Source organism: Metabacillus rhizosphaerae, assembly GCF_037201795.1.
Classification (GTDB): domain Bacteria; phylum Bacillota; class Bacilli; order Bacillales; family Bacillaceae; genus Metabacillus; species Metabacillus rhizosphaerae.
This window is the reverse complement of sequence record NZ_CP147403.1, coordinates 2873585-2891956: the sequence shown is the minus strand read 5'-3', so window position 1 is coordinate 2891956 and position 18372 is coordinate 2873585. Positions and strand designations below refer to the sequence as shown.

General features: G+C 34.0%; 15 protein-coding genes. 5 read left to right on the top strand and 10 right to left on the bottom strand.

The annotated features are described in order from the left end of the window. Nucleotides 1-286 precede the first annotated feature (286 nt). Nucleotides 287-955 (top strand): serine/threonine protein kinase, encoded by a 669-nt coding sequence (locus WCV66_RS14305; protein ID WP_185653486.1) that lies wholly within the window; start codon nt 287-289, stop codon nt 953-955. Nucleotides 956-1180: 225 nt separating this feature from the next. Here the strand turns inward: WCV66_RS14305 and proC are convergent, their stop codons facing one another. Together proC and WCV66_RS14295 are read right to left on the bottom strand one after the other, a co-directional pair. Further along, nucleotides 1181-1984 carry a pyrroline-5-carboxylate reductase gene (gene proC / locus WCV66_RS14300; RefSeq protein ID WP_066334101.1) on the bottom strand — a complete coding sequence of 268 codons (804 nt, stop codon included), beginning with the start codon at nt 1982-1984 and terminating at the stop codon, nt 1181-1183. A gap of 330 nt (nt 1985-2314) precedes the next feature. Next, nucleotides 2315-2692: a KGG domain-containing protein gene (locus WCV66_RS14295; protein ID WP_185653488.1), complete on the bottom strand. Its 378-nt coding sequence runs from the start codon at nt 2690-2692 to the stop codon at nt 2315-2317. A gap of 254 nt (nt 2693-2946) precedes the next feature. On the opposite strand from WCV66_RS14295, the gene WCV66_RS14290 reads away from it, so the two are divergent. Further along, on the top strand, nt 2947-3390 hold the full coding sequence (locus tag WCV66_RS14290) for a cupredoxin domain-containing protein (protein ID WP_338785795.1): 444 nt from the start codon (nt 2947-2949) through the stop codon (nt 3388-3390). Between the two features lie 95 nt (nt 3391-3485). Next, on the top strand, nt 3486-3635 hold the full coding sequence (locus WCV66_RS14285; protein WP_157094416.1) for a hypothetical protein: 150 nt from the start codon (nt 3486-3488) through the stop codon (nt 3633-3635). A gap of 180 nt (nt 3636-3815) precedes the next feature. Here WCV66_RS14285 and WCV66_RS14280 read toward each other — a convergent pair whose 3' ends face one another. From WCV66_RS14280 to WCV66_RS14265, 4 genes are all read right to left on the bottom strand, one after another. Continuing rightward, complete coding sequence (locus tag WCV66_RS14280) at nt 3816-5003, bottom strand: DHH family phosphoesterase (RefSeq protein ID WP_338785794.1); 1188 nt, start codon at nt 5001-5003, stop codon at nt 3816-3818. A gap of 266 nt (nt 5004-5269) precedes the next feature. After that, entirely contained in the window at nt 5270-5779 is a 510-nt protein-coding gene (locus tag WCV66_RS14275; RefSeq protein ID WP_185653492.1) for a GNAT family N-acetyltransferase, read from the bottom strand. A 247-nt stretch (nt 5780-6026) separates the two neighbouring features. After that, a complete protein-coding gene (locus WCV66_RS14270; protein WP_338785793.1) occupies nt 6027-6557 on the bottom strand; it encodes a helix-turn-helix domain-containing protein in 531 nt (176 codons plus the stop codon). Nucleotides 6558-6763: 206 nt separating this feature from the next. Next, a complete protein-coding gene (locus WCV66_RS14265; protein ID WP_185653493.1) occupies nt 6764-6970 on the bottom strand; it encodes a DUF6501 family protein in 207 nt (68 codons plus the stop codon). Between the two features lie 113 nt (nt 6971-7083). On the opposite strand from WCV66_RS14265, the gene shc reads away from it, so the two are divergent. Together shc and WCV66_RS14255 are read left to right on the top strand one after the other, a co-directional pair. Beyond that, a complete protein-coding gene (gene shc, locus WCV66_RS14260; RefSeq protein ID WP_338785792.1) occupies nt 7084-8976 on the top strand; it encodes a squalene--hopene cyclase in 1893 nt (630 codons plus the stop codon). A 64-nt stretch (nt 8977-9040) separates the two neighbouring features. Continuing rightward, on the top strand, nt 9041-9952 hold the full coding sequence (locus WCV66_RS14255; protein WP_413789587.1) for a superoxide dismutase: 912 nt from the start codon (nt 9041-9043) through the stop codon (nt 9950-9952). A 209-nt stretch (nt 9953-10161) separates the two neighbouring features. Here WCV66_RS14255 and WCV66_RS14250 read toward each other — a convergent pair whose 3' ends face one another. From WCV66_RS14250 to WCV66_RS14235, 4 genes are all read right to left on the bottom strand, one after another. Next, nucleotides 10162-11508 carry a sodium-dependent transporter gene (locus WCV66_RS14250; protein WP_338785791.1) on the bottom strand — a complete coding sequence of 449 codons (1347 nt, stop codon included), beginning with the start codon at nt 11506-11508 and terminating at the stop codon, nt 10162-10164. Between the two features lie 289 nt (nt 11509-11797). Next, on the bottom strand, nt 11798-13051 hold the full coding sequence (gene odhB, locus WCV66_RS14245) for a 2-oxoglutarate dehydrogenase complex dihydrolipoyllysine-residue succinyltransferase (protein WP_066334126.1): 1254 nt from the start codon (nt 13049-13051) through the stop codon (nt 11798-11800). A 93-nt stretch (nt 13052-13144) separates the two neighbouring features. Then, nucleotides 13145-16006: a 2-oxoglutarate dehydrogenase E1 component gene (gene sucA / locus WCV66_RS14240; RefSeq protein ID WP_338785790.1), complete on the bottom strand. Its 2862-nt coding sequence runs from the start codon at nt 16004-16006 to the stop codon at nt 13145-13147. 445 nt (nt 16007-16451) lie between these two features. Beyond that, a complete protein-coding gene (locus tag WCV66_RS14235; protein WP_338785789.1) occupies nt 16452-18371 on the bottom strand; it encodes a cobaltochelatase CobT-related protein in 1920 nt (639 codons plus the stop codon). Nucleotide 18372: the final 1 nt, after the last annotated feature.

The window sequence follows — 18372 nt, the reverse complement described above, 5'->3', positions numbered from 1 at the left end:
GATATAGAATAGAAGGTGCTCTTTGCCTTCATTCTAAATTGGCTAGGCGCTGGATGTCGAAGCGCTTATCCAAAGTTCAAGAATTTTATTATTTCCTAAACAAAAATAAAATCCCATGTTTAAACATGGGATTTTATTTTGCTTTCTTCTTTGGAACCAATTTGTTTTATGACAATTTATTGGTATAATTTCTGAATGAATTATTCTTAATCTTATTATGATTATATACAAACTTCAATAACTAGTGAGAGACATTTCACATAAGTTATGTAACTCGAGGTGTAAAATGTCTTGGATAAAATTTGAATTGGTAAATAACATTCAAATTATTAGCATAGATCCGTACGATCCTGTAATCGTAACGAACATCCCTAAAGGATGGAATCTGCTTGGAAAAGGAAATTTTGCTGCCGTTTTTACTCATGCATCACTTGATGGAAAAGTTGTTAAGGTCTATGCGGAAAATCGTGACGGAATAAAAGAAGAAATACAAGTTTACAAAAAACTAGGTGATCATCATTCATATTCAAAGCTTGATGAATATGGTGAACGTTATCTCGTGCTTAAAAAGTTAGACGGTATAACATTGTTTCAGGCATTTAGGGATGGTGTTTATGTACCTAAGACTGTAATTGAGGATATTGACAATGCTATAGAGCACGCTAAACAAAGAGGGTTAAACCCTACCGATATACACGGGAAAAATATTATTATGAATGATGGGAAAGGGTATATCGTTGATGTGTCAGATTTCCTAAAATCATACACCTGCCCGAAATGGAAGCATTTCAAAAAAATGTACTTCCTTTTTTATATTCCTTTATTTAAAAAAATGCATTTCGCTCTACCATTTTGGTTATTAGAAAGAATAAGAAAAGCCTATCAGTATTATTTACTTTTAAGCGGATTTAGAAGAAAACAAGAATCAGCTGATGAAAATGATTTTAGTCATTAATGATAAATTCCAGAAAAAATGCTGACTCATTATTACAATGAGTCAGCATTTTTGATCGTTTTGGAAATTATATAATTCTTGAACTGTGGATAAGCTCACGACATCCAGCTCCAGCGCCTAGCCCCTCTAGGGTCTAGCTAATTTAGAATTGAAGACAAAGAACGCCTTCTATTCTAAATCATCTTATTTGCCTGAGGCTGATCAAGGCGCTTGCGCTTTTGTTCTTCAATTGTTACCCTTTGCTTTTTTGTTAGTAGCAACAATTGCCTCTTGGATAAGGTGTTGAAAGCCACCATTACTAAGTATCTTAAGGCCTTCTGCAGTTGCACCACCTGGAGTTGTTACTTGCTCCCTAAGGTCCTCAGGTGATTTTCCAGCTTTCAACATTTCTGCAGAACCAATTACCATTTCAGTAACTAATTTCTGTGAAGTCTCTTTCGTGACTCCTAATTTTTCCGTCATATCAATAAGTGATTCAACAAAGAGGTACAAAAATGCTGGTGCACTACCTGTAACAGCTGTTAAATTGTGAATGTCCTGTTCTGTACAAAGTTGTGCTTTTCCAACGGAATTTACGAGTAGTGACATTTGTGTTTTATGTCTTTCTGTAACAGCCTTACCATATGTATAGAGTGAAATCGAATGCCCTACCTCAGCTGCTGTATTCGGCATAATCCACCCAACTGCACTATTAGAAGGCAGTCTCGCTTCTAAAAAAGACGGACCAATTCCTGCAGCAATAGTTACGATAAATTGATTATCAACATAATTTTTCAACTGTTCTAAAATGGTTTCATGCTGTTCAGGTGGCATAGCGAGTACTATAACATCTACATCTTGGATTGCTTCACTCCAGTGTTGTACTGTGATAACACCAAATTTCGCAGCAAGGATTTGTAACCTTTTTGGATTCGACCGATTTGATACATATACTTTTTCTATTTGATCGCGACTCGTTTTATGTAACCCTGCAATTATAGCTTCAGCCATTCTTCCTGCTCCAATAAATAATATAGAAGGATTTTTCATAACAGCCTCTTTTCTAAGAAAAATATTGTCTACCCTATTAACATTCCAGCAAAATAAAAAAAGACGTCTAAAAGACGTCTTTTTTGCGTATTGAGGCGATAGACTGCACGCCACATCGTGCATTTAGCCAGTTGGCATGTCTATCGACTTACACAATTCAGCTCATCGCTTTATTACTATAACATGGTTTTCTCCATATTACAATAGCATAAAACCCAAGATGGCCTCATTATATGAATTCATCTTGGGTTTTAATTAATAAATTATATTATTTTACAATTTTACGATATTGATAAACATCATGTTATTCTAGTCAAAGAAAACTCACTCTTATCTATTCGACCGAGAGCTATTTCCACCTTTTTCTCCAATTTCTTGATAGAATTCTTTACCATGCTCTTTTGAGGTTTTTTCTCCACCCTTTTTACCAATCTCTTGGTAAAATTCTTTATCATGTTCCTCAGCTGTTTTTTCTCCACCTTTTCGACCGATCTCTTGGTAGAATTCTTTGTCATGTTCCTCAGCTGTTTTTTCTCCACCTTTTCGGCCAATCTCTTGGTAAAATTCTTTATCATGTTCCTCTGCCGTTTTTTCTCCACCTTTTTGGCCGATTTCTTGATAGAATTCCTTGTCATGCTCTCTTGCTGTTTTGTTACCACCTTTACGGCCGGCTTCTTCTCTACTCATTTTGTTGTTTTCGTTATTCATTTTGAAATCCTCCTTTAGGTTTTGATGTTGTACAGTTGTTCATATACCACTTCATATCTACCTCAAACCTATTTGTCCAAATATAGTAAATAATGACTAATTAAATAAAATTCTAGAGTAATAAAGGCAAGTTTGTCGAAAAACCCATTTTACTATTTTCAAAGAAAAAAATTATCATATCCCTGAATCTTTTAGACAAGTTCTCCTTCTATTTACATATAGATAATATAGACATGCATTAGGGAGGGGAATTTATGAAGTTTATCATTATCAAAAGAAAGTGGTTGTTGCTAGTTGTTGCAGCTATTGTAGTCGGTGGCTTGTATTATTTTACGAATGATGCCATTCCTACATTCAATAACAGTGAGGAAAAGAGCAATGAACTTGTCATAAACATGGTAACAGGCGAATTTACTTCAACGACAGCTGATGGAAAGAAAATTGAAGCTTATCGCTGGGATCCAGGGACAATTGTGATTCCAAAGAATGAAGAGGTAACATTAAGTATAATTGGAGTAAATGGTGATGAACATCCATTTTATATTGAAGGAACTGATATAAAGGGAACAGTCAAAAAAGGTGAAGAAACCCTTGTACCTCTGCATTTTAAAGAAGAAGGCACATACCGATTAATTTGTGACACACATTCGCATGAAGGTCATGGTGTTCCGATGATTGCCAATATCGTTGTAGATTAATTAAAAAATATTAAAAATTCTTAAAAAACTAGTTTAACTACTAAAAATAAGGGTAATGTATTATATCAAATATGAAATATAAAGGTGGTTTAATTTTGGAGGTTGTCATTTATAATGAGGAATTGTATGAAGTATTTTATACATACTCCAGTGGTTACTGCGAACTAAGAAAAGTTGAATCAGTGATTCATGATATAATTTTAGTCCACCGTTCAGAAATTTCATCCGTTGAAACAAGTGCTTAATTAAGAAATTCACATTTTACCTTATACAATTTTTACATATAATACTTTTTCAATAAACTTAAAAGGGTCGTACCCATCCAGACTAAATTTATATAGTTCAAACTCATTTTTTGACTATATATCGAGAAGGAAGGTCTGACCCTTTGACTTTATGTTTTTTATTCTTTACTGTCTAAACAATTATTTATTTTGTTCATAAGATTTGATTAAATAACTCATCAGCTTTTCATCCTTAGAAAGACCAGCAGAATAGGATCTTTTTAAAAATCGCTCTGCTAATTCAAAGGAAGGGTATGCTTCAGGAAGTAAAACATGATTTTTTTCGATAACAAACTGCTCTTTCTTTCCATTATAAATTAAAAACTGTTCATCCTCTTTGTTTTCATAGTGGGCACAGCGATCCTTGTTATTGTATCGATTGTGTCGTGCATCTTCTTTTAATGGTTTGATAGAAAACGGTTTTTGAACGAATTCTTTATACGCTTCTTTTGTTATCTGGCAGCCTGCTGCTTTCGCATGACCTCCACCACCGTATTTTGAGGCTAGCTCAGATACATCCACACAGTCGTGAATGGTACGGAAACTAATTTTTTTATTCCCCATATTCAATATTGAAATACAGTCTAGATGAGGATAATCTTTTCCGAGTGCATTTCCAAGTTCTGAATGATAGGACTCCGCATGTACAATCCCAACACAAAGATCACCGATAAACGTTTGAACTAACTCTTTTCTTTTCCGTCGAATATAGCGTTCTGTTTTTTTCTCTTCAATATCTAATATTTTTTCTTCAAATTCATCAAATGTGAAATGATCATTTTGTTCAAGCCTATCAAGCATCTGCTCTTCAAATTCTTCAATTGATTGCATATATAAAAGATCATTTAATCTTTTTGCACTTATATTTTCATTTTTCTCCCATTCCCATGTATCATACTGACGAACTAGTTCAACGTATTCGTCTAAAGCAATCGTAGGCTTTATTATATTTTTCTCCACTAAATACTTATAAAATAAAGAAGTGGCAGAAGCTAACTTTCCATGCGATTCTTCAACCTGTACTAGTCCCCAATTATATTCATTAAAATGAAGGGCAGTCTTATGGTGATCAATTAACTGAATTTCCCCTCCATTTGAAACGTACTCATTTAATCTTATTTCATTTTCTTTGTTTACAGATAAATCTGTTATGTAAAGTTTATGTTTTGTCTTCTTCTCGCTAGCTTCATTTAGAAACCTTTCAACATGATAATCAAGACTGTTTACCGAATGATAATATACATCAATCTTGTCATTAAATGCATACTTTGCAAGAATTCCACAGCTTACACCATCTAAATCATTATGAGTACATAATTGATCTTGCATAGATTCACCTTCTAGTTTTACTTTTTTATGTAATAGACATATTCATTCTTAATAAGTATTTGTTTTATGTGAACGAATCTATTCAAGCAATTCATATCCAAAACGAATATGATGAATTCTCGGTACTCAATAAATGAAGGAAAATAGAGCATTCCTTGACTCCCCTCTACAAAGAGCGAGCTGAATAGGTTTTAAATTCGTTGGTTTATCTTATCACAGGTAGGATACAACGCATAAAGAAGATTCATTTGTATCCTAACTAATTATTATTGAGTAATTCGTTTCCCAAGGATTAGCAAATCTCTTTCAACACCTGCCATATCAGCAATTTTAGGTAAGTGAGCCCACTTTTCAAAATTGTACTTTTCAAATAACCGAATACTTGGATCATTATGCCCAAATACAAATGCAAGTAATGTTTTTATTTCTAATTTAGGACATTGTGAAATAGCTTTTTCAATTAAGACTCGAGCATAGCCTCTTCCATGAACAGATGGGTCTAAATATATACTTACTTCTGCAGTTGCATGATAGGCTGGTCTTCCATAAAACGATTGAAAGCTTAACCAACCAACAATTTCGTCATCTTCCTCTAACATCCATAAAGGTCGATATTGTGAGTTGTGATCATGAAACCATGCTACTCTGCTCTCTACAGTTATTTCTTCTAAATCAGCGGTTGCTAGTTTTCCAGGAATTGACGAATTGTATATTTCAACAATTTTCGCAAGATCCTCAAGCTGTGCATCTCTTATATGCAGTTTTTTCTCACCCATGTACGTTTTTCCTTTCTTGTTAAACCTTTGTAATAATTCTAAATCGTATTTATAAATTTCTATTTTTCAATAATAAATTTTATTTCACTATGTATTGTTTATACTAAAAATAGGACCTAATTACAAGTTAAATTAATATACTATTCTATTAATAAATGAAACAAATGATGAACAAGATTATGTATTATGTTATGTTCTTTCCTTTTAATTGCTTGCATTTTAGTTATTTCCTCCCACTTTATTATGTTTATTTTTTTTGCTCAGGAATAAAAATACTTGCAATATGCCTTGCCTGTCTATCACTCGAAGGTTCATTTTCAATCACTCTTTGCATTAGTTTTGATAACTCTAATGCAAAATCTTTAAATTCTTCATCAGATAAATAAACAATTGCCTCACGAAAACTCACTCCATCCGCAAATAAATTAATTTGTTCCTGATTTAGATAGCTCTCATACTTACCTAGCAAATGAGTCATAAATGTTAGAAACAAGTTTAAATGTTCATCACGACTTAATTTTTCCAGGTCCTCTTTTCCTCCTATTTCGTGTTCACTTAATGCAAAGATTTTTTCAACCGTACCACGAATTTGATTTTCTCTTACGACCCGAATAACCTCAGCTTCTAATAGCTTGTTTAAATGACGATAAAGTGTAGCCTGTGGTACATCTGTTAATTTCTGAGCTATATCCTGTACATTTAATTCCCTTCCACCTATTAATGTTTGAACAATTTTCATTCTTACTGGGTGTAATATTAATTTTGCTTTTGAATCCATTATGACACTACTCCTTTATTCAATAGTTGAAATTGTTTTTGATATTATTTTCATATTTGATAATAATGATGTAAAAAAAAACAAATTACGATTGGAAAGTTTTCATTTATATTATCGTTTTTAATAATAATATTATTTTTAATAATGTCAATCTTTTTTTGAGTATTAAAAAAAGGATGATACTGTTCATCCTTTTTCTAAATACATTATGATTGCACTTCGAAATAATCTTTATAATAGCCGCCAACTTTTCCAGTATTATCAATGACAAAATAAAATTCTTCTGTTTCATTTTGTACTTCATACTGTTTGCCTGCGGTTAAAGCGCGGTTAACCATATATTTTTCAGCGTTTGTATGTATACAGGTTACTTTTTTAATAGGTGCTGATGTTTGCCATGTTTTATGTATCATATCAATTCAATCCTTTCTTCTTTCTTTTATTTTATATGAATTAAAGGAAATTGCCAAATAAACATAACAAAAAACCCTTTTGCATACTCATATGTTGAGGTGAATAATTTCTTATGATAACAAATGAGATAATAAGTGATGAAATCTCAAGAAGAGTTGATGAAATAATAAAGCTCCAACAAGAAGATGGCTCTTGGAAATTTTGTTTTGAAGGTGGTCTTATGACCGACGCCTTTATGATCATGACAATACGCTCATTAGAAATTGAGGATGAAGAGATTCTTATAGAAAAATTAACAAAACGAATTATTACTTTACAATCAAATATTGGCATTTGGAAAGCATACCCTGATGAAAAGGATGGGAATCTTTCCACAACAGTCCAAGCTTATACTGCTCTGCTTTATTCTGGACTTTATTCTCGAGAACACCCTATACTACAAGAAGCAGAACGATTTATTCGAAAGAACGGCGGTTTATCAAATACTCATTTTATGACAAAATGGATACTTGCAGTAAATGGCTTATATCGTTGGCCGAAGTTATTTTATATCCCTATGACCTTCCTACTTATCCCTCCTTCCTACCCATTAAATTTTTATCAATTTAGCACTTACGCAAGAATACACTTTGTCCCTATGCTAATTGCTGCGAATAAAAAATATTCAATTCAATCAAAATTCAAACCAAATCTTGATCACCTTTTCGATCGTAACCTCACTGATCAATTAGATCAATGGGACTTATCACATCATACTCGTACACAAAATCCATTCATAACTGAAATGAAAAATCTATTACAGCTACCTATCTATCTCCATCGTTTAGGTTATGATCGCGCAGAAAGGTATATGCTTCAAAGAATCGAAGGGGATGGGACACTATTTAGCTATGCTAGTGCAACATTCTTTATGATCTATGCCCTACTTGCATTAGGCTATAAAAAAAAAGCACCGATTATCAAGCGGTCAGTAGATGCTCTTAAACAGCTTATCACATCAAAATGTAATGGCATACACTTAGAAAACTCAACCTCTACTATTTGGGATACAGCATTAATTAGCTATGCCTTACAGGAAGCAAATGTTAGTCTTTATACAAAGGCTATTAAAAACTCTACCACTTATATCCTCTCTAAACAACATTCAAAAAAGGGAGATTGGAATATTCACAACCAAAATATTGTACCTGGTGGATGGGGCTTTTCACATAATAATACGATAAACCCTGATAACGATGACACATCAGCAGCTTTAAGAGCCATAACGAGAAGTGCACTAACGAATAATAGAATTCATTTTGCATGGAATAAAGGTGTTACATTCCTATTATCGATGCAAAATTCAAATGGCGGGTGGGCAGCATTTGAAAAAAATACTGATTTTGAATTACTTACCTATCTTCCGCTAGAAAATGCTAAAGATGCTGCAATTGATCCATCAACTGCGGATTTAACAGGTCGATCATTAGAGTTCTTAGGTAATTATGCTGGATTAACATTAAACCATCCAAGCATAAAAGCAGGAGTCAACTGGTTATTGAACAATCAAGAATCTAATGGCTCGTGGTATGGTCGTTGGGGTGTTTGTTATATTTATGGAACTTGGGCTGCAGTAACAGGTCTTGTTGCTGTTGGGGTCTCACCTACATTCCCTGCCATACAAAAAGCGCTAAAATGGTTAGAATCTATCCAGCTTGGTGACGGTGGTTGGGGAGAATCCTGTTCAAGCAGTGAGAAAAAACAATTTATTCCGCTTCACTTTAGTACACCTTCGCAAACATCATGGGCACTTGATACCCTTATTCAAGCTAATGATATAAATAGTGAATCAGTACAAAAAGGAGTTGCCTTTTTATTAAATGAAACCAATAGCAAAGAATCGTCATCATACCCTACTGGTGTCGGTTTACCCGGTCAATTTTACATTAATTATCATAGCTACAATTATATTTTCCCTTTGTTAACTCTTTCACACTATTTAAAGGTGCACTTACAAAATCCCTAAAAACAATCAACCTTTTACTCTTCATGCATATATTGACTACGACTAAATAAGGGGAGGGATTCGATTGTCAAAAGAATACATTGTTTCAATGAGACAATGGTGTGATGAGATTTTAGCTAGCTACCATGAAATATTTAAAAAGCTACAAGAACGAGATATTTCAAATAAATTGGACGATTGGAAACAGCAATTGACACAATTTCAAAATGAGCTTACCGAAGAAAGCACAATGGAAGAAATGGAAATTTATGAGCGTGCAAATCAATTATACTTACAATTTGATGGTTATTTTGAAGTTAGGGATGCTAAAGAATTAGATGAAAAATCACGGGTTCAAACTCACTCGGGTACAGTACCAATTGGAGAGCATACCCTTCCTCCGTTACCATATAATTATGATGCGTTAGAGCCTTACATTCACCAAGAAATAATGAGATTACATCATGATAAACACCATAAAAGCTATGTTGATGGATTAAATAAAGCCGAAAAAGAGATGCAAAAAGCGCGTACATCTAATAACTTCGATCTTATTAAACATTGGGAGAGAGAAGCTGCTTTTCACGGAGCGGGACATTATCTTCATACCATTTTCTGGACGATCATGAGTCCAAATGGAGGCGGTAAACCCTCGGGCATGTTAATGAGAGAAATCAATCAATCCTTTGGAAGCTTCGAAAAATTTAAAGCTCATTTCACTGAAGCTGCAAACAATGTTGAAGGTGTTGGTTGGGCTATTTTAGTTTGGTCACCACGCTCACGACGGCTAGAAATTTTGCAAGCTGAAAAACATCAAAATCTAAGCCAATGGGATGTTGTCCCAATACTTGTATTAGATGTGTGGGAGCATGCTTATTACCTTCAATATAAGAACGAAAGAAAAAAATATGTAGACAATTGGTGGAATATTGTAAACTGGCGAGAAGTAGAAAGACGTTTTCATGAAGCACAACAATTAAAGTGGAAGCCGTTTTAACATAAAACAAAAGCTCTGGGCGCCTTGAACAGCCTCAGGCAAATAAGAAGATTTAGAATAGAAGGCGTTCTTTGCCTTCAATTCTAAATTTTCTAGACCCTAGAGGGGCTAGGCGCTGGAGCTGGATGTCGTGCGCTTATCCAAAGTACAGAATTTTATAATTTACTAAACGATAAAAAGGCGGATAATTATGAATATCCGCCTTACATTTAAATGATACCTAAAACATCTAAAAATACTAAAATAATGACAATTGGTGCAACGAATTTTAATAGCATATACCACAGGACAAATAGCTTCTTGCTCAGTGATGATCCCTGTAAAAGCTCTTGATAGAGTGTTTCCTTCGAAAGTTTAAAAGGAACAAATATTGCAATTAACAATGCACCAAGAGGCATTAATATATTACTTACTAAAAAGTCTGCTGCATCAAAAATCGATTTTTCAAAAAGTGTAATATGACTCAAGACTCCGAATGAAAGTGCGGACGGAATTCCAACAATGAAAATACATATCCCAAGTATCCAAGAAAACCTTTTTCGTTTTGATTCAACACCTTTTGCAAGAGGGGCAACAATTATTTCAAGCATTGAAAAGGCTGAAGTTAATGTTGCAAATAAAAATAAGAGTAAAAATGCAATTAAAAAGAAAACACCAAATGGCATTTGGTTAAATACAGTCGGTAAAACATTAAATAATAAGACTGGACCAGCGTCGGGTTCCAACCCAAATGAGAATACAGCTGGAAAGATTGCTAAACCAGCAAGAAATGCTACCAATAGATTTAATATAACAATCGAAATAGCAGATTGTGGAAGATTTTCATTTTTTGATAAGTATGAACTATAAGTAACCATTACTGATACCCCAACACTTAATGCGAAAAATGATTGACCCATTGCATATAAAATCGTTTCAGATGTAACATTTGTAAAATCCGGTTTAAGGAAGAACATAATTCCTTCCATTGCTCCATCTAATGTGATGGAACGAATAATTAATATAAAAAAGATGATAAATAGTGCAGGCATCATAAAACGGCTTGCTTTTTCAATCCCATTTGAAACACCTTTAGAAACAACAAATACCGTGATCAGTAAAAATGCAAATTGAGCAAAGATTGTTAAACCTGGGTTTGTAATGCTTTGACCAAATAATTCACCATACTCTTGTTCTGTAAGACCGCTTAATCCACCTGTTAATCCTTTAAAAATATAAATTAAAATCCAACCGCCAACTACACTATAGAAGGATAATAAAATAAAGCATGTTACAATCCCGAGTCGGCCAATGAAATGCCATGATGAATTTGGTGCGATTTGTTTATATGACTGTATCGCATCCTTTTGAGTGCTTCTTCCAATAATAAACTCACCTATTAATAATGGTAAGCCGACCAATAAGGTAAATAGAATAAATATTAGAAAAAACACTCCGCCTCCACTAGTACCTGCCACATATGGGAACTTCCAAATTGCTCCCAATCCAATCGCTGAACCTGCAGCAGCTAATATAAATGCAAGCTTCGAAGACCATTGTTCAACATTGTTACCCACAAAATCACCTCTACGTTTTCTCTTGTTAGCTAGTTTGATTAGAAATGACTTTGAATTAATAACCAACACTATACAAACATCATATAAGTTATCATTTTAACATTTTACTACGATAATTTAAAATGCAAATTTTAAAAAAATTGCTCCAAACATTTATTTGTTTTCATAATAAAAAAATGAATTTCAACTAAAACGTTAAACATTCATTAATCTAGTTGGTATGAATAATCGTTCCTATCAAACTTCAAAAAAAACAGAATGATGAAATTCACCATTCTGTTTAACCTGGTTATCCTTCTAATAATAAAGATTCTGGATCTTCAAGAAGTGCTTTAACAGTAGCTAAGAAACTTACTGCTTCTTTACCATCAACAATACGATGATCGTAAGATAGTGCAATATACATCATCGGACGATTTTCCATTTTTTCAGCGTCAATCGCAACTGGTCTAAGCTGAATTTTATGCATACCGAGAATACCAACCTGTGGTCCATTTAGAATTGGTGTTGATAATAATGAACCAAAGACCCCACCATTTGTAATGGTAAATGTTCCACCTTGTAAATCACTCAGACCTAATTTATTGTCACGAGCTTTTGTAGCAAGGTTTAATATCTCACCTTCAATACCAGCAAAATTTAAACGATCAGCATCACGGACTACTGGTACAACTAAACCTTCTGGTGCTGAAACAGCAATACCGATATCATAAAACTTTTTCATTACAATCTCATTACCTTGAATCTCAGCATTTAATAATGGGTATTGTTTTAATGCAGCCACAACTGCTTTTGTAAAGAAAGACATAAATCCTAAACGGACATCATGCTGTTCGAAAAATTTGTCTTTACGACGTTTTCTAACTTCCATTACATTTGTCATGTCAACTTCATTAAACGTTGTCAGCATTGCAGCTGTTTGTTGGACTTCTACTAAACGATTAGCTATCGTCTGTCTACGTCTTGACATTTTGATACGTTCAATAGGTTTACCTGGTTGCTCTTGCTGTACAGCCACAGTTGATTTTGCCGGTGGTTTTACTTGTTCTGCTTGAACCTGTTTCACAGGAGCTTGAACAGAATGTGCTTCAACATCTTGTTTACGAACACGTCCTAGTGGATCAGTTACTTGAACCTGTTGTAAATCAATGCCACGCTCACGTGCTAGTTTTCTTGCAGCAGGTGAAGCAATCGTACGTTGTTTATTATCTCCTTCTGCACCATCATTTTGCCCTCTCACTGGCTCTTCAGCTTTAGGTTCTACTTTTTCAGCTGTTGTTTGCTCTGGTGTTGACGCTGAAGCTTGTCCTTTTTCATCAATGACACCAATAGTCTCTCCAACCTGTACAGTATCACCGGACTCTTTATGTGTCTCTTTTAAAACACCTGAAAATTCTGCTGTTAATTCAACATTAACTTTATCAGTTTCTACCTCTAAAAGGTATTCACCTTTTTCAACTGAATCACCTGGTTGCTTTAGCCATTGTGCAATTGTTCCTTCAGTAATAGATTCTGCTAATTCTGGTACCTTAATCTCAGCCATGTTGGTTCCCCCTTGAGCACTTGCAACACTTTTAAGCTATCCATCCAAGCTGCTATAAAAATGAAAAGCTGATAATTTGCAAGTGATTCCTATTTATTTAGAATTTACAAATGATTGGTCTAATACTTTTTGAGTCAATGCTTCAGTTACAATTCTTTCTTGATCCTTTTTGTGAATATTTGGATCTCCTTCAGCAGGACTTTGTCTTCTTCTTCTACCAATATATCGTACTGGAACTCCCTCAGGTGCGATATCACGTAATCTAGGATCAATAAACAACCAAGCACCCATATTTTGTGGTTCTTCTTGAACCCAGATTATTTCTTCAAGAGATGTCATGCTCTCAATAATCGATGAAATAATCTTTTTAGGGAATGGATAAAGTTCTTCTACTCTTAAGATGTGTACCCAATCAGTATTGTCTTCAATAGTTTTTAGCTTATCTGCTAGATCAATTGAAACTTTTCCGCTACATAATACAAGTCTTTTCACTTTTTCTGGAGTATGTCCTAGTCCTGGTTGTTCGACTACAGGCTTAAACTCCCCTTCACTTAACTCATTTATATCAGAAACTGATTGTTGTTTACGTAATAAGCTTTTTGGAGTCATAATGACTAATGGACGAACTTCCTCACGTTTCAACAAATCTGCTTGACGACGTAAAATATGGAAATATTGAGCTGCACTTGTTAAATTTGCAACTGTCCAGCTATCTTCTGCTGCCAATTGTAAGTAGCGCTCTAAACGAGCACTTGAATGTTCAGGACCTTGCCCTTCAAATCCATGAGGTAAAAGCATGACTAAACCAGACTTTTGACCCCATTTCGCTCGACCTGCTGCTATGAACTGATCAAAAAATACTTGGGCAGCATTTGCGAAATCACCAAATTGTGCTTCCCATAAAACTAATGTTTCTGGTGCGAACACATTATATCCATATTCAAATCCCAGTACAGAACCCTCAGATAATGGACTATTGTGAACAGCAAATGATGCTTTTGCATCTGTTAAACGGTGAAGCGGTGAATAAGTTTCTCCATTTTCAATGTCGTGAATAACAATATGTCGATGGGCAAATGTACCACGTTGTGAGTCCTGTCCTGTTAAACGGATTGGAGTACCATCTTCTAAAATTGACGCAAAGGCTAACGCTTCTCCTAAAGACCAATCTACTTTTCCATTTTCAGAAAGTTCTTTTGCTCTTTTCTCTAAAATTCTTTGCAGCTTAGGAAATACTTTAAAGTTTTCAGGCCAGTTCACAATCTCTTCATTTAATTTTAGTAAATTAGCTTTATCTACTGCAGTTTTTAAATCCGGCAAACCACTATTCACAAATTCAGGAAGTTTTATTTCGTGAGCCTGTGCTACATTTTTATCAGGTACTTTTTGAAAAGCCTTCTCAAGAGTTGTTTCAACTTCCTCGATAATATTTTTAATATCTTCAGACTTTAAAACGCCTTCATTTTCTAATTTATTACCATATAATTCACGAACTGTTGGATGTTTACGAACCTTTTCATACAACTTAGGCTGAGTCATTGATGGTTCATCCATTTCGTTATGTCCAAATCTTCTATAGCCGATTAAATCGATTAAGAAGTCACTTTTAAATTTATTTCTATATTCCATTGCGATCAATACAGCAGCTAAACATGCTTCTGGATCATCTGCATTTACGTGGACAATTGGAATTTCATAACCTTTTGCTAAATCACTAGCATATTTTGTTGAACGAGAATCACGGCTTTCTGTTGTAAATCCGATCATATTATTGGCAATGATATGTATCGTCCCACCAGTTTGGTAACCTGTTAACTTATTTAAGTTAAGCGTTTCAGCAACGATTCCTTCACCCGGGAATGCAGCATCCCCATGAATTAAGATGGCCATAGCATCACTAACATTTAGCTTAGGATAGCCCTTTTCGGAACGATCCTCTTGAGCTGAACGAGTGTAACCTTCAACAATTGGATCAATAAATTCTAAGTGACTTGGATTGTTTGCTAATGTTACTTTCGCTCGAACTGTGTTTTCATCTTTAATCTGTTTATTAGCACCTAAATGATACTTAACATCACCGCTCCAACCATAATTAATGCCTATTGAACCCTCAGAAGGTACTAATTCTTTATTCGGTGCATGTTGAAATTCAGAAAAAATAATTTCATATGGCTTGCCAAGTACATGTGCTAATACATTTAAGCGACCACGATGGGCCATTCCAATATTTATTGTATCTGTACCAACTTGTACAGCACTAGAAATCAATTCATCTAGAATTGGTACTAGCATGTCCAACCCTTCAATTGAAAAACGCTTTTGTCCAACAAAAGTGCGATGGAGGTATTGTTCAAAACCTTCAACCTCTGTTAATCGTTTTAAAATAGAAGTACGTTTTTCCTTAGATAAATCCTTAAAAATACTACCGGATTCAACCATCTTTACTAGCCAAGTTTTTTCTTCATAATTGTGTACATGGCTGAATTCAAATGCAATTGAACTTTTATATACCTCTTTTAAGTATTTATACGCTTCTAGCCCATTTGTTACATGTGCTGGAGCATCCTTACATAATAGATGAGCAGGTATATCCTTTAAATCCTCTTCTGTCAAATCATATTCTTCTAAAAGAAGAAATTCATTTTTTTCACTACAATCCTCAAACGGATAAATAGCTGCATTTAAGTGTCCATGTCTGCGAATATTTGTTACTAGATTAACTGCTTCTGCAATTTTGGTCATTTTATCAGCACTAAGATGTTCGTTATCAGCTGATATTGTCATTTGATTAGTCTGTATAGAAGGAGAGCCCCAGTTATCAAAGATTTCCTTTAATTCTATATCAATAGAGTTTGGATCAACTTTATATTGATCATATTGCTCCATGACATAGCCGAGGTTTGGACCATGGAAGTCTTCCCAAGGGAATTTTCTCTTCAGTGTACCTTCTGACATCTAACATTACCCCCAACTATTCGTAAATGATCAGAAAAAATTTCTGATACGTAGGAAAGTTAAATATTATCCTACAATATTATTTAGTGATACAAGTATAGTAGTATGATATTGAAACGCTTCCAAACCCTATTTTACCATTGCTATCTCAACATTCCAAGCGAAGTTAATGAAAAATTTCAAAAAAATTTCATATTTTTTTATTTATAGTTAAAAAGCAGACAGTAATTGATCGAAAGGTTTAAAACCCCCTACTGATAACTTGTTTTCCATGATACTATCATACAACAAATTCTGGGTTAAAAAGGTTAATTTTTATTTTTTTAGAGTATTTTTATCAACTTTTTTTTAAAACTAATAGATCAAGTAAATTTAATTAAATAAGGATTGTTCAAGCATTAATAAAAGACCTCTAGTTTCTTAAATAAGAGCTAGAGGTCTACCGTTAAATGGTCTTTAAAAGTAATCTTTTCAATAACGGGAATAGTTGCTCTGGAAGCTCTTCTATTTTATCAACAAAGATACTATATTTTCCATATATATTCTGAATTGTCTTCTTTGTGGGTTCGTCAATTTCTCCTCGTGATAAAAAAACGTTCATTACTTCTATTCCCAGTTTTCTCGCCTCTAAAACTGCTTCATGTGTGTCGATAATACCATTTCTCTCATATCCCATCGCTGCAGGTTCACCATCTGAAAAAACGAGAAGAAATTTTTGTTTTTCATTTCTCATCGTTAATTGCTTTGTCATATGTCTTATAGCATATCCATCACGGTTATCCTCTTCAGGTGAAAGCTGCATGATCTCAGGACCGGATTGTTGCTTTAGCGAATCTTCAAATGTTATTACTGTGTGGAAATGATTTGGTTGACGTGTTTTTGAGGCCTCATTCGTATCTTCCCAGAATCCAACGATTTGATGTGGTACTCTCACTGATTTTAACGTTTCATGGAAAAGTGTGATTCCTAATTTCGTTTGTTCCATTTTATCAAACATGGATGCCGAACAATCAACTAAGAGCGTAAAAACAGCATCTATTTGCTGCGATTTTTCTTGTTTTTTATAAAAAAGCTTCGGATTTTCATCTGTAAGAAGTCTTAAAAGCTTTTTATTTAACCTTCCGATATGAAGATCTGTTCTAGGTAGCGTTCTTTTATGCTCCAATGTTTTCTGAATCATAAGCTTTAGCTTATTCTGAAATAAGAGAATGTCATTGCGATCTTTTTTGTATTGTTCTAGTTCGTTTGGTAAAGGTTGTTTAGCTTCAACAAATACAGGAACTGCAAATTTATTTTCTTTACCATATACAAGGTCACCTGCCATAGAACGATCTTCACTTTTATTTTCCAATGCTTCTAATTTTGAATAATCGTTCTTTTTCGCTTTCTTTGACGTACCTTGTACCATCGCAAGTGCTTGATCACCATCATCACCTTCACGGACAATGCCATCCCCATTTATTGTCGTGTTTGTCCCTTGCTCTAAATCAAATTGCAAAAAGCTTTTCGTAGGTTTGCTTGTTTCACTATGCCATGTTGGTAACTTATCTCCATGTACATCTTCATCACCTTTTTTAGCTTCTTCCAAAGAGTCTTTATTTTTCAATTTTGATTTTCGTTTTAACTCATCAAAAAGACTATTTGTTTCATAGGATCCATATGGTAAATCCGCTAAATAGAAATAGGTATTTAACATATCTTTTTCAAGCATTTCTTCTAAAACATCCATAATGTCTAAGACAATTTGAATGACCGCTTTTGTTGTATTTACTTCATACACTTGAAAGATTTTAGATTCAATAAATGGAAGAGCACGATCCACACTATCTGATAATATTGGCATTTGTTCTAATGGAGATTGTGCTGTTAAACGTAAATAAAGAGTATTAAAGAGAGCATCTGTCAATATACTACGCTCTTGATGAATGGTTAGCTGACTATGAAAATATTTTCGATATAAATTTCTTCTTACCTCAAATGCTCGTTTTGTACCTTGGCGTTCTTTTTTACAAATTTCCTCGAGGCGTAAATCTTCTAATAACATACATAATTGTTTCGCAAAGCCATTCAGCTTTAATAGCTTCGTTTTTTCGATAAATAATCCAATTTCTTGAAAGTTTGTATGATAAAAATTACCGATACATCTTAGATAAATATCACTTTTCAATGCAGGAACGGTTTCGTTTTTTTCACGATGATCCCAAAAATGGCTAACATATATTTTGCGCTGTACGGGGTCTATATAAGATTGCACACTATAGTCAACCTCAATATCACTCAGTTTCGTAAGTGCCTTTGCAAGGTCAGACAATTCCATAAATAAAAAGGAATCAACTTGTTGATCGTTAAACTTAATAAATCTCAAT

Bases quoted from the DNA above. Each gene is read 5' to 3' on its own strand.
- WCV66_RS14305 (WP_185653486.1), top strand. From the start codon at position 287: ATGTCTTGGATAAAATTTGAATTGGTAAATAACATTCAAATTATTAGC.
- odhB (WP_066334126.1), bottom strand. From the start codon at position 13,051: ATGGCTGAGATTAAGGTACCAGAATTAGCAGAATCTATTACTGAAGGA.
- WCV66_RS14280 (WP_338785794.1), bottom strand. From the start codon at position 5,003: ATGCAAGATCAATTATGTACTCATAATGATTTAGATGGTGTAAGCTGT.
- WCV66_RS14290 (WP_338785795.1), top strand. From the start codon at position 2,947: ATGAAGTTTATCATTATCAAAAGAAAGTGGTTGTTGCTAGTTGTTGCA.
- WCV66_RS14275 (WP_185653492.1), bottom strand. From the start codon at position 5,779: ATGGGTGAGAAAAAACTGCATATAAGAGATGCACAGCTTGAGGATCTT.
- WCV66_RS14295 (WP_185653488.1), bottom strand. From the start codon at position 2,692: ATGAATAACGAAAACAACAAAATGAGTAGAGAAGAAGCCGGCCGTAAA.
- shc (WP_338785792.1), top strand. From the start codon at position 7,084: ATGATAACAAATGAGATAATAAGTGATGAAATCTCAAGAAGAGTTGAT.
- proC (WP_066334101.1), bottom strand. From the start codon at position 1,984: ATGAAAAATCCTTCTATATTATTTATTGGAGCAGGAAGAATGGCTGAA.
- WCV66_RS14270 (WP_338785793.1), bottom strand. From the start codon at position 6,557: ATGGATTCAAAAGCAAAATTAATATTACACCCAGTAAGAATGAAAATT.
- sucA (WP_338785790.1), bottom strand. From the start codon at position 16,006: ATGTCAGAAGGTACACTGAAGAGAAAATTCCCTTGGGAAGACTTCCAT.
- WCV66_RS14265 (WP_185653493.1), bottom strand. From the start codon at position 6,970: ATGATACATAAAACATGGCAAACATCAGCACCTATTAAAAAAGTAACC.